Genomic DNA, 12,129 nt, shown 5'->3' with positions numbered 1-12,129 from the left:
GGCATAATTCAAATGAATCCCCCCGGAAATCTGCCGCATGTCCCAGCTTCACCTCGACCATCGCAAAGGTTTGCTCATCACCGGCATCGGAGGTCTGGTGCTTTCGGCAGACATTCCTTTGTTGCGCCTTGGCCAAGGGGAAACATGGTCGACGCTGCTGCTGCGCAGCTCGACAACCTTCATCTGCGCGCTCATCATTTGGGCCGTTTGGAATCTCGTCACCGGAAAGCGCCGAGAAGTCCTTCCGGGCAAGATCGGGTATCTGGTTGCAGCGCTGTATGGCTTGGCTTCAATCGCCTTCATGACCGCAGTGTATAATACGAAGACAGCCAATCTCGTTTTCATTTTGGCGTTCAACACCGTATTCGCTGCGCTTTTGTCCTGGGTATTTCTGAAAGAACGGCCCAAGGCGATCACTTTCATTGCCATGTTCCTGATGCTGATCGGCGTCGGAATCATCGTGTATGAAGGCTTATCGGCAGGTCATGTCTTCGGCGATTTGATGGGGCTGTTGTCGACGTTCATTCTCGCATCGGCCATCACGGTCACGCGCGCGTCCGGCAAGGATATGAGCTTTGCTGCAATGATGGGCACCGCAGTGCCTATAGCCGTTGCTGCATTCATGGTATCGCAAAATGGATTCAACGTCGCCGTTCCTGGCTGGATCATCTTCAACGGCGCGGTGGTCACCACAATCGCCTTCATCTGCCTCGCAACCGGCCCGCGCTTTCTTTCAGGACCGGAAGTCGCGATGTTTTATCTGCTTGAAACAGTGCTGACGCCCATCTGGGTCTGGCTGGTATTTTCCGAACGCCCAACCGACGCCACCCTTTTGGGTGGCATCATCATCATTTCTGCCTTAATCGGCCATTCGCTCTGGCAGATGGTCCACTCACGCAGGCGAGCCCGGACGACGGCAATCCGCCATCCGATCTAGGGCCCGACTTACGAGAACTTGCCCGAGCGCGGGAAACCCTTTGGAACCATGCGGCCGGCCGTGGCGCGCGGGCCGACCCATTCCAAAAGCTCGAGTTTTCCACGCGTGAAGCTGCGGCCGGAAGCGTCCTGCCACGTCAATCCCTGCTCCATTGTGAAGATGCGGATATCGGAAACGCCACCATCCTTGTAGCGTTGCAGACGCACGCCCTTGCCGCGACCGAGCTCTGGTACATCGGCCAGCGGGAAGACAAGCAGCTTGCGGTTTTCACCAACAATAGCAACGCTATCGCCGATGACCGGCACGCAATGGCGCGCTTCGTCCGGAGACTTGACGTTCATCACCTGCTTGCCCTTGCGCGTATTGGCAATGACATCTGCTTCAGGAACGATAAAGCCATTGCCGACATGCGATGACAGGAACAGCTTACGCTCGGGATTGTGCACGAAAGCGGTGACAATATCCTGGTCGTTCTCCATATCGACGATGATGCGGATCGGCTCGCCATGACCACGCCCACCGGGAAGGCTGTTTGCACCGATGGTGTAGAACTTGCCGCCGGTAGTCAGAACGAGGATGCGGTCTGTTGTTTCAGCGTGGAATGCCAGCTTCAGCTTGTCGCCTTCCTTGAAGGTCAAAGTAGCAAAGTCTGCCAGATGCCCCTTCATGGCGCGCAGCCAGCCCTTTTCCGACACCACGACCGTCACCGGCTCGCGCTCGATCATGGCGTGATGAATGTCGGTCAGGTCATGTGTCGGCGCATTGGCGAAGGTTGTGCGACGCTTGCCAACCAAGGTCTCCGGTCCATACTTCTTTTGCATTTCAGCGATCTGCCACGAAATCGTCTGCCATTGTTTTGGCTCTGATCCCAGCAATTCCTCGATCTGCTTCTTTTCGGCGCTCAATCCGTCAAATTCTTTGCGGATTTCAAACTCTTCAAGCTTGCGCAAGGAGCGCAGGCGCATATTCAAGATAGCTTCCGCCTGATTATCGGTGAGTTCGAAGCGGCGGATCATCTCCTGCTTCGGTTCATCCTCCTCGCGGATGATGCGGATAACTTCATCAATATTCAGATAGGCGATGAGCATGCCGCCCAGAATTTCAAGACGCCGCTCTATTTCACCAAGACGATGGCGCGAGCGGCGAATAAGCACTTCCTTGCGATGTTCAAGCCACTGCTTAAGCACCTCACGCAGGGAAAGAACGTTCGGCACCTTGCCTTGCGACAGAACATTCATATTGAGCGGAAAGCGCGTTTCAAGTTCGCTCAGCTTAAACAGCGACTCCATGAGAATGTCCGGATTGACGCTTCGGCTCTTGGGTTCAAGCACAAGGCGGACATCTTCAGTCGACTCATCGCGTACGTCATCCAGCAATGGCAGCTTCTTGGCGATCAGGAGTTCCGCGATCTTTTCAATGAGCCGTGACTTTTGAACCTGATAAGGGATTTGGCCAATGACGATGTTCCACGTGCCTCGGCCCTGATCTTCCGTTTCCCAGCGGGCACGCAGACGAAAACCGCCACGGCCGGTTTTATAGGCTTCAACAATTGCTTCCCAACTTTCGACAAGAATGCCGCCCGTCGGGAAATCGGGACCACGCACCTTGCAGGTAAGCAGGGCTTTAGGGTCGTCCTTCGCCAAAGCTTCGATGGCCGCCCATTCCTCCGGGGAAGTCATGAGCTCTTCCACCGTCGCGTCAGGATGCTTGATCAGATGCAGTGCCGCAGCGCAGAGTTCCGATACGTTGTGCGGTGGAATCGAGGTGGCCATGCCGACCGCAATGCCCGACGAACCATTGGCAAGCAGGTTTGGAAAGGCTCCGGGAAGAACGATTGGTTCTTCGTCTTCCTCATTATAGGTCGGGCGGAAATCGACGGCATCTTCGGTAATGCCCTCTAGCAGCAGCATGGCAACGTCGGTCATGCGCGCTTCGGTATAACGCATCGCTGCCGGGTTATCGCCGTCAATATTGCCGAAATTCCCCTGCCCGTCGACCACGGGATAGCGTACGGCAAAATCCTGGCTCAAGCGAACGAGCGCGTCATAGATCGACTGGTCGCCATGGGGATGAAATTTACCCATGACCTCGCCGACGATTCGGGCGCATTTGGCATAGGATTGATCAGGCGACAGGCGCAGCAAACGCATGGCATGCATGATGCGGCGATGAACGGGTTTTAGCCCGTCCCGCACATCCGGCAAGGCACGATGCATGATCGTTGACAGAGCATAGGCAAGATAGCGCTCTTCCAGCGCTGCCTTCAGATCAACCGGTTCGACATTATCATCGCCATTGTCTGGCGGAATCAGGCTTTTTCCCATGTGAATGGACTATCAAGACAAGGATTCGCGGGCAAGCAATGATTCGCCCAGATCACAGGCTGATAGCCCCATAATCACCGTTCTGCTGAACAAAGCTTGCCTTCGAACGGCAAATCTGACTTTCTAGCGCCCGAATCGTAAATATTGCCGCTTGGTTGATGGCTGTCACAGTTTTGCCGCGCCTCATGCAATAGGTATGATCATTGATCTCAACAAGGAACAAATTATGCGTCCAAACCCTGTGAAGTCCGGCTTGCGTCTGCTGGCTGCAACCTCTGCTCTCGTTGTCGTATTTGCCGGTTCAGCCTATGCCATCGACGGAAACGCTGTCGCTGCGCGCCTGAAGGCTGTTTATACCGAACAGGGCGGTGTCCTTGAATACAGCAATGTTGAAACAAACGGCACGACAGTCGTGTTGAAGGATGCCAAGGTTTCAACAACAGGCATTAAAGAAACGTTCAATGCCGGTGACGTCACGCTTTCCGATGTGAGCGACGTTTCCGGTGGTGGCTTCAAGGTCGGATCGTTGACGGTCCCCGATGTCAGCTTTTCTCCTGAAGGCGAAGACAAGGGAACAATTAAGCTGGAAGGCATAGCGTTTGAAGGGATCACCCTTCCGGCGGAAGGCGCAACTGAGCCATTGGCAAAGTTTTTGCAGTATGAAAAAGCGGAAATAAAGCACGTCGCCTTTAATGCTAAAGGCAAGGATGTTTTCGTTGCCGACGCGCTTACCGCAACGATTTCCCCGCTGACTGAAACGTCACCTGTAGCTTTCACGACAAATGTTGAAAGCTTCAAAGCCGATCTGTCAGAAGTCGAAGATCCAAAGACCAAGGAAGCATTGACCGCTCTTGGTTATGAGACACTGACCGGGAAAATCGATATGAACGGCACGTGGAATGTTGCAGATGGCCGGTTGAACATCGAAAAGATGGATTTCATCACCGATGATGCTGGTACACTCGGCGTTAAGCTCGACATTTCCGGTTACACGCTGGACTTCATCAAGGGTCTGCAGGAAGCCACCAAGAATATGGAAGGCAAGCCTGACGACGCACAAGGCATGGCGATGCTCGGCCTTATGCAGCAGTTGAGCTTTACCGGCGCTTCGATCCGTTTTGAGGACGACTCAGTCACCTACAAGGCGCTTGACTATGTTGCCAAGCAGCAGAACGCCAAGCGCGAAGACCTGATCAATCAGGCAAAGGCAATCGTGCCAATGGCTGCGGCACAATTGGGCGATGCAGAATTCGCCCAGACACTCGGCACGGCAGTCGGCGAATATCTCGACGATCCAAAGACCCTCGAGATCAAGGCAGCTCCGCCAAAGTCAGTTCCATTCGCAATCATTGCAGCGGGCGGCATGGCCGATCCAAAGTCTCTGCTCAAGACACTCGGTGTTACGGTTATTGCGAACCAGTAATCCTGGCGATAAAACGAAAAAATCCCGGCAGCGATGCCGGGATTTTTGTTTGTCCAGAGTCGGTTAGAGAAGGTCTCTAAACTTCCTTCTTCACCGGGTTAAGACGGATATTCAGGTCGCGCAATTGCGCCTGCGAAACATCCGATGGAGCGTTCATCAGCAAATCATAGGCCTGCTGGTTCATCGGGAACATGGTGATTTCACGCAAGTTCTTCGCACCGACTAGCAGCATGACGATGCGGTCAACACCAGCTGCCATGCCGCCATGGGGCGGTGCGCCATACTGGAATGCACGATAAAGACCACCGAAGCGTTCTTCCACGGTTTCGCGTGAATGACCGACAGCTTCAAATGCTTTGACCATTGTATCCGGCAGATGGTTACGAATACCGCCCGAGGCAATTTCGAAACCGTTGCAAACCATATCATACTGGAATGCCTTGATCGTCAGAGGATCCTGATTTTCGAGCGCATCCATGCCGCCCTGCGGCATTGAGAATGGGTTATGGGCAAAGTCGATCTTCTTTTCATCTTCAAGCCATTCGAAGAAGGGGAAATCGACAATCCAGCAAAGCGCAAACTGGTCGCGGTCAACAAGGTTCAGCTCTTCACCAGCGCGCGTACGCGCAGCGCCTGCAAAGGACACGAACTTCTTAGGATCGCCGGCAACGAAGAAGGCTGCATCGCCATCATCAAGACCAAGCTGCACACGCAAGGCTTCCGTGCGTTCCGGTCCAATATTCTTGGCGAGCGGGCCAGCGCCTTCAAGGCTTTCGCCTTCCTTACGCCAGAAAATATAGCCAAGACCTGGCTGGCCTTCGCTCTGCGCCCAGGAGTTCATGCGGTCACAAAATGCGCGTGAGCCGCCGGTCTTGGCAGGAATCGCCCATACCTCGACCTTTGGGTCATTGGCGATCATGTTTGCAAAGACTTTGAAGCCTGAACCGGCGAAATGCTCGGTCACTGCCTGCATTTCGATAGGGTTACGCAAGTCCGGCTTATCGGAACCATATTTGCGCATGGCATCATCATAAGCGATGCGCGGAAATTCCTTGGTAACGCGCTTGCCTTCAGCAAATTCTTCGAAAACGCCGCGCAAAACCGGTTCCATGGTGGTCAGAACGTCATTCTGTTCAACAAAACTCATTTCAACGTCGAGCTGATAAAACTCGCCCGGTAAACGATCCGCGCGCGGATCTTCATCGCGGAAGCACGGTGCGATCTGGAAGTAACGGTCGAAACCGGACATCATGATCAACTGCTTATATTGCTGCGGCGCTTGCGGCAGAGCATAAAACTTGCCGGGATGAATACGGCTCGGCACGAGAAAGTCTCGCGCGCCTTCCGGCGAAGAAGCTGTCAGAATTGGCGTCGAGAATTCCGTGAAGTTGATCTCACTCATACGGCGGCGCATCGCAGCGATGATCTTCGTGCGCTGCATGATGTTCTTGTGCAGTGTATCGCGGCGCAGATCGAGGAAGCGGTACTTCAGGCGGATATCTTCCGGATAATCCAATTCGCCAAACACCGGCAAAGGTAGTTCCTTCGCAGCCGAGAGAACTTCGATCTCACGCGCGAAAACTTCGATCTCGCCGGTCGGCATGTTGGCATTTACCGTATCTTCGGTACGTGCCTTCACCTCACCGTCAACGCGGATAACCCATTCGCCCCGTACGGTTTCGGCAAGCTTGAAAGCTGGCGAATCGGGATTGGCGACGATTTGCGTCAGGCCATAATGGTCGCGGATATCAATAAAGAGAATTCCGCCATGGTCGCGGACGCGGTGGACCCAACCTGAAAGACGAACTGTCGAACCAACGTCCGATTTACGCAAGGCGGCGCAGGTATGGCTGCGGTAACGGTGCATGATATGTGCCTCTGATTAAATATGGCGAAAAGACCGAGGATAAGCCCTCGACACGCCAAAGAATTTGGGCGGACAAGCGCATTTTGGAGCTGATTTGTCAAGAACCGAGACAAACCCATTCTCATTCGCTATAGAAAAATCATGACCATGATTACAACCACAGATCAGCTTGAACAGGCTGTTGCCGCCCTTTCCCAATCAGACTTCGTGACTGTCGACACGGAATTCATCCGCGAGACCACGTTCTGGCCGGAGCTTTGCGTTATCCAATTGGCATCGCCCGATCATACGGCGATTGTGGACGCGCTGGCCCCTGGCCTTGATCTTGCAGCGTTTTTTAAGCTGATGGCCGACGAAAAAATCGTGAAAGTGTTTCATGCGGCCCGCCAGGACATTGAAATCATCTTCCACCTTGGCAATCTGATCCCGCACCCGGTGTTCGATACACAGGTTGCGGCGATGGTTTGCGGCTTTGGCGATGCCATCGCTTATGACCAATTGGTGCAAAAGGTGGTTGGGGCACAAATCGACAAATCTTCACGATTTACCGATTGGCGCAGGCGTCCTCTTTCCGAAAAGCAACTCGACTATGCTTTGGCGGATGTGACACATCTGCGCGATATTTACCTCCATTTGAAGGAAAGCCTTGAAGCCGAGGGCCGCACCGAATGGGTTCTGGACGAGATGAAAATTCTCACCGCGCGCGAAACCTATGACATGCATCCGGACGATGCCTGGAAGCGGCTGAAGATGCGCCTGCGCAAGCCGGTGGAACTTGCCGTCCTACGCAGTGTGGCAGCATGGCGCGAACGCGAAGCGCGCGAACGCAATGTGCCGCGCGGGCGTGTCATCAAGGATGACGCGATTTACGAGATCGCACAACAGCAGCCGCGCGATGCGGAAGCAATGTCACGCTTGCGAACGATTCCAAAGGGTTGGGAACGCTCCAGCATGGCAACAGGCTTGCTCAACGCTGTCAATCTGGCACTCGACCTGCCGAAGGATGAGATGCCCCGCTTGCCGAAACAAAGCGCTTCCCCGGAAGGCGCTGGAGCAGCTTCGGAGCTTTTGAAGGTGCTTCTTCGGCTTGTTACCGAAGAGCATGGCGTTGCCGCAAAGGTGGTGGCTACCTCCGATGAAATCGACAGGATCGCTTCGGAAGGTGATGTTGATGACATTCCGGCATTGCAAGGATGGCGTCGCGAAGTCTTTGGAGAAAAGGCGCTTCAACTGATCAATGGCGAGCTTTGCCTGAAATTCGAAAACAAGAAAATTCGGGCGCTGGTTCTTCCCAGTGAATGAGGGTTGCAACTGACCGCACTCATTTTGCAGCCCATAGTTACAAAAATTCAGTCAAAACAGCCGGTTTTTCTGTGAAGACCCGGCTGTTTTCCTGCAAATTGCTCAATTCGGCCAATCAACACTATTGAGTTTCGATAATTCGGCCATCATCGAAGCATCGGGCTGAGGATTCAGGACATTGATCATTGCTATGATTATGCCGCGAAGGTTTAAACCATGACTGCTTCCTCCACCACAACGCCCGCTCTCGCCAAAGAGGTTGCGCTCCTTGCTGTACTCGCAACTTTATGGGGTGCCTCCTACACCTTCATCAGAATTGGTGTTGAAACCATCCCGCCGATCACCTTTATTGCTGCACGCACATTGATAGCCGGAGGGCTGTTGGTGGCGATCATTAAAATGCGTGGACTTTCGCTGCCTAAGGACCCGGCGATCTGGAAGCGCTTTTTCATTCAAGCCTGTATCAACAGTGTTATCCCCTTTACCCTGATTGCCTGGGCCGAGCAGACGGTAAATGCCGGACTGGCGACTATCCTCAATTCGACCACGCCAATTTTCGCCTTTCTGCTGACGGTGCTGATTACGCGGCACGAAGCGGTGACGATGCGCAAGCTTTTGGGAACAATTGCCGGTGTCATCGGGATCAGCCTGATTATCGGAATGGAAGCCTTTCAGGGGGTCGGCAAGGAACTGGTAGCGCAACTGGCAATTGTGGCTGCAACAATCTCTTATGCCGCCGCTGCCATATTCGGACGGGGCTTCAAGGGGCTTGATCCGATGATGCCGGCCGCCGGTTCAATGGTTTGCGGCGCGGTGATACTTATCCCCGTCAGCTTGGTTGTGGACCAGCCATGGACCATTGCGCCATCGGCTGACTCGCTGCTGGCACTGCTCGGTCTCTCGGTGTTTTCGACCGCCCTCGCCTTTGTTATCTATTTCCGGCTTATCCACACACTTGGCTCGGTGAGTACGACATCGCAGGCCTATCTGCGCGTTCCGATTGGTGTGGGAATCGGCGTCATCTTTCTTGGTGAAACTTTGGCCTCGACCGCATTGATCGGACTTGTATTCGTTGTCATCGGCGTTGCCGCCATGACATTTCCATCGCGCAAGAAGACTGTGCCCGCCTGATCAACCTATGGCAGCTTCTGCTGCCGGGACAATTCGGGTTGCCAAAAGATCGTGCAATTGGCGCACATAGCCGGAGCGACCGGAAGGCGCTGCGGTGTTTGAGGTCATCACCGCCACCACGGATGCATGAGGCACGACATAGATCATCTGGCCGCCATAGCCCCAGGCATAATAGAACGGCTTGCTATCCGGCGTATAAGAGATGAACCAGCCCAGACCATAGCTATCGCCAGTAAATGGCGAGCTGGTTCGAGGCTTCCACGATTCTTCGATCCAGGCAGCTGGCATGATTTGCTTGCCGCCGCTCTTTCCGCCCTCGAGAAACATTTTGCCAAAGGCGAGCATGGCCCGCGGCGACAATTCCATGTCATTGCCGCCGAAATAAATGCCCTGCGGATCACGTGGCCAAGGTGGAATAGTGATGTCCAGCGGTTCGCCCAGCCAATCGCGCGCAATCTGCAATGTCGTTCGACCCGTCTTGCGGGTGAGCATTGCGGATATGAGATGCGAATTGCCGGTTGAGTAAAGCATGCGCCCGCCCGGCTCATCGACGAAATCTCGAGCGAGCGCATAACGAACCCAATCGGAGCTCTCGACCCAGCGGCCATAATTGGGGCCGGATGTACGATCAAGCCCCGCCTGCATGGAAAGCAGATTGCCGAGCGTTATTCGCGCCAGCCGAGGATCACGATCCTGCGGCAGCTTATTCGACAGGATTGGCGCAACAAGCTCGTCCAACCCGGAAAAAACTTTGCGCTCAATGGCTATGCCAGCCAAGGTCGCAATGATTGTCTTGGAAACGGATTTTACATTGACGGGACGATCTATGGCGGGACCATGGAAACGGTGCTCAATCTGGGTCTGCCCGCCGGCATATACGATCATCGTCTGGAGTGCCGGAAAAGACGAAGCCTGTTCAATGATCTGGCTCGTCGCAACACTATCCAAAGCCACAGCTTTGCCTGGAACCTGCGCAAAAGAGATCGAAGGGGCCAAAGCGCCCGCTCCACCAGCAAGGGTGGCCAAGATGAAGCTGCGGCGATTAACCGGATAGGTTTTCATGCGACGACTTTGACGAGCATGAAGCGGTACGGCAACTCAACTCCGCTCACATGCGTGTGATCATACCGGCTTGTCGCAGAAACTGGATTGTCAGATATAAGGCGTACCCGCCAAGGCGGCTTGCAGTCCGATGGTCCCCTTATCGACAATACCGAGAAAAGTGGCTTCCGCTGCCTTGGTATCTCCGCTTTGCCGATAGGCCTTATGCGCCTCAATAAAGGCCACGCTCCAAACTGCCAATAGAAGCGCCGCGGCCAGATTGGCGTCAGCATCTGTGTGCCCGCGCCCTGCGCCTTCCGATAATTCTACGGCCACGACATGCGCAAGCTCGTCTCGTATTGCACGAGCGCGAGCTTTCAGAGTTTCGCTGCCCTCAATCGTCTTGGTAAAGCCCTGGCTCCTGCTCGAAAACTCAACATAAGGGCGCTGCTCGGCTACCAGCCGATGGGCCAGCAGGCGCAGAGCTTCAATCGGAGAAACCCCGGGATCGCGCTGTAGCAAGGCATTGCGCAAAATTTCGCGTCCCTCCTCGTCACGATCAAAGAACATGTCTTCCTTGCGGGGAAAATAGTTGAACACCGTCATCCTGCCCACATCGGCAGCTGCCGCAATATCGTCCACTGTGACGTTGTCGAAACCACGTTCGAGAAACAGGCGATCGGCCACCCGCGAGATAGCACGACGGGTGGCAAGGCGCTTACGCGATCGAAGATCGGGTTTTGATTCGGATGGCTGGTTCATGCCGCTTGATAACGCATTTTCTGTACTGAGTACATATTTCCGTTGACATATCGCAATTGCTTGTAGATTTATGTACCAAGTACATTTTTAATCTCGGTATAAATAGATGAATAGATCTCTTCTCATCATTTTTGCGACTGTAGGCCTCGATGCTGTCGGGATTGGCTTGGTCTTCCCCATTCTGCCGCGACTGATCCAAGAGGTTACACATGCCAGCAACGTGGCCTCCTGGATCGGGATCATGACCGCCCTTTATGCCATGATGCAATTCGTCTTTGCCCCCATGCTTGGCGCACTTAGCGACCGGCTTGGGCGCCGACCGGTCTTATTGATTTCAATGGGTGGAGCCGCCATCAACTATCTGATTATGGCCTTTGCGCCGCAACTATGGATGCTCCTGATCGGTCGCGCCATTGCAGGGCTGACCAGCGCCAATATCTCCGTTGCTACAGCCTATATCACTGACATCTCAGCCGAGGACACACGCGCGCGCCGCTTTGGTCTTTTCAACGCCACCTTTGGCGCAGGCTTCATCATTGGGCCGGTTCTTGGCGGGATATTCGGCGATTGCTGGCTGCGACTTCCATTCATCGCTGCTGCGATTCTCAATGGGAGCAATTTACTGCTCGCTTTTTTGATGCTGCCGGAGTCGCGCAAACCAAGCCGCCAGCCTATCGACTTTGCCGCACTCAATCCGCTTCGCCCATTCCGCTGGATCTTCTCGATGAAAGGACTGATGCCGATCATCGTAGTGTTTTTCATTTTCAGCGGCGTCGGCGAAGTTTACGGCACCTGCTGGGCCTTGTGGGGCCACGACGCATTCGGTTGGAACGGTTTATGGATCGGCCTCTCGCTGGGAACCTATGGTGTTTGCCAAGCATTGGCTCAAGCTTTTTTGCCTGGACCCGCCGTAAAACTTCTCGGGGAGCGGGCTACAATTCTGGTTGGCGTCGCAGGTACATCTCTCGCATTGATCGTCATGAGCTTGACGACACATCCTTGGATGGTCTTCGCCATCATGCCGGTGTTTGTCCTTGGCGGGATTGGCGTGCCGTCGCTCCAGTCTCTCGCCACTCGCATGGTCGATAATGACCGACAGGGCCAATTCCAGGGCGTGCTGGCCTCTGCAATAAGCCTCGCATCAATCATCGCCCCGCTTGCCTTTTCAAGCTTCTACTTTGTCGTGCAGAAACAATGGCCGGGCGCAATCTGGCTCTCCGCCATAGCAGTTTACGCAATCACGGTACCGTTGGTTCTAAATCTGCATATTCCCCAAGCAAAAATGGCCGCAGCCACTTGATCTTCAGCCATTGAGAAACGACGGTCCGGTAAAAGTCAAAAA

The 12,129-nt window shown here is 54.3% G+C and carries 9 protein-coding genes; 5 read left to right on the top strand and 4 right to left on the bottom strand.

The annotated features are described in order from the left end of the window. Positions 1 to 37 precede the first annotated feature (37 nt). Positions 38 to 937, top strand: coding sequence for a DMT family transporter (locus tag V9K95_RS19560; protein ID WP_336441895.1), 900 nt, complete (start codon positions 38 to 40; stop codon positions 935 to 937). A gap of 8 nt (positions 938 to 945) precedes the next feature. On the opposite strand, the gene parC is transcribed toward V9K95_RS19560, so the two are convergent. Continuing rightward, positions 946 to 3,261 (bottom strand): DNA topoisomerase IV subunit A, encoded by a 2,316-nt coding sequence (gene parC / locus V9K95_RS19555; RefSeq protein WP_307284148.1) that lies wholly within the window; start codon positions 3,259 to 3,261, stop codon positions 946 to 948. A 226-nt stretch (positions 3,262 to 3,487) separates the two neighbouring features. Between parC and V9K95_RS19550 the strand changes: the two genes are divergently transcribed. Beyond that, a complete protein-coding gene (locus V9K95_RS19550; RefSeq protein ID WP_162802407.1) occupies positions 3,488 to 4,684 on the top strand; it encodes a hypothetical protein in 1,197 nt (398 codons plus the stop codon). Between the two features lie 76 nt (positions 4,685 to 4,760). Here the strand turns inward: V9K95_RS19550 and aspS are convergent, their stop codons facing one another. Beyond that, positions 4,761 to 6,551, bottom strand: coding sequence for an aspartate--tRNA ligase (aspS, locus tag V9K95_RS19545; RefSeq protein WP_115051739.1), 1,791 nt, complete (start codon positions 6,549 to 6,551; stop codon positions 4,761 to 4,763). 141 nt (positions 6,552 to 6,692) lie between these two features. Between aspS and rnd the strand changes: the two genes are divergently transcribed. Together rnd and V9K95_RS19535 are read left to right on the top strand one after the other, a co-directional pair. Next, complete coding sequence (gene rnd / locus V9K95_RS19540) at positions 6,693 to 7,853, top strand: ribonuclease D (RefSeq protein WP_115051740.1); 1,161 nt, start codon at positions 6,693 to 6,695, stop codon at positions 7,851 to 7,853. A gap of 216 nt (positions 7,854 to 8,069) precedes the next feature. After that, a complete protein-coding gene (locus V9K95_RS19535; protein WP_336441896.1) occupies positions 8,070 to 8,984 on the top strand; it encodes a DMT family transporter in 915 nt (304 codons plus the stop codon). On the opposite strand, the gene V9K95_RS19530 is transcribed toward V9K95_RS19535, so the two are convergent. Both V9K95_RS19530 and V9K95_RS19525 read right to left on the bottom strand, forming a co-directional pair. Further along, positions 8,985 to 10,046, bottom strand: a complete 1,062-nt coding sequence (locus V9K95_RS19530; RefSeq protein WP_336441897.1) for a serine hydrolase domain-containing protein — start codon at positions 10,044 to 10,046, stop codon at positions 8,985 to 8,987. A 90-nt stretch (positions 10,047 to 10,136) separates the two neighbouring features. Beyond that, complete coding sequence (locus tag V9K95_RS19525; protein ID WP_336441898.1) at positions 10,137 to 10,787, bottom strand: TetR family transcriptional regulator; 651 nt, start codon at positions 10,785 to 10,787, stop codon at positions 10,137 to 10,139. A gap of 106 nt (positions 10,788 to 10,893) precedes the next feature. Here V9K95_RS19525 and V9K95_RS19520 point away from each other — a divergent pair, with 106 nt between their 5' ends. Further along, positions 10,894 to 12,087 (top strand): TCR/Tet family MFS transporter, encoded by a 1,194-nt coding sequence (locus V9K95_RS19520; RefSeq protein ID WP_336441899.1) that lies wholly within the window; start codon positions 10,894 to 10,896, stop codon positions 12,085 to 12,087. The last annotated feature ends 42 nt before the right edge of the window (positions 12,088 to 12,129 follow it).

The organism is Phyllobacterium sp. CCNWLW183, assembly GCF_037203775.1.
Classification (GTDB): domain Bacteria; phylum Pseudomonadota; class Alphaproteobacteria; order Rhizobiales; family Rhizobiaceae; genus Phyllobacterium; species Phyllobacterium ifriqiyense.
This window is presented reverse-complemented; position numbering and strand designations above follow the sequence as displayed.

Bases quoted from the DNA above. Each gene is read 5' to 3' on its own strand.
- V9K95_RS19560 (WP_336441895.1), top strand. From the start codon at position 38: ATGTCCCAGCTTCACCTCGACCATCGCAAAGGTTTGCTCATCACCGGC.
- parC (WP_307284148.1), bottom strand. From the start codon at position 3,261: ATGGGAAAAAGCCTGATTCCGCCAGACAATGGCGATGATAATGTCGAA.
- V9K95_RS19550 (WP_162802407.1), top strand. From the start codon at position 3,488: ATGCGTCCAAACCCTGTGAAGTCCGGCTTGCGTCTGCTGGCTGCAACC.
- aspS (WP_115051739.1), bottom strand. From the start codon at position 6,551: ATGCACCGTTACCGCAGCCATACCTGCGCCGCCTTGCGTAAATCGGAC.
- rnd (WP_115051740.1), top strand. From the start codon at position 6,693: ATGACCATGATTACAACCACAGATCAGCTTGAACAGGCTGTTGCCGCC.
- V9K95_RS19535 (WP_336441896.1), top strand. From the start codon at position 8,070: ATGACTGCTTCCTCCACCACAACGCCCGCTCTCGCCAAAGAGGTTGCG.
- V9K95_RS19530 (WP_336441897.1), bottom strand. From the start codon at position 10,046: ATGAAAACCTATCCGGTTAATCGCCGCAGCTTCATCTTGGCCACCCTT.
- V9K95_RS19525 (WP_336441898.1), bottom strand. From the start codon at position 10,787: ATGAACCAGCCATCCGAATCAAAACCCGATCTTCGATCGCGTAAGCGC.
- V9K95_RS19520 (WP_336441899.1), top strand. From the start codon at position 10,894: ATGAATAGATCTCTTCTCATCATTTTTGCGACTGTAGGCCTCGATGCT.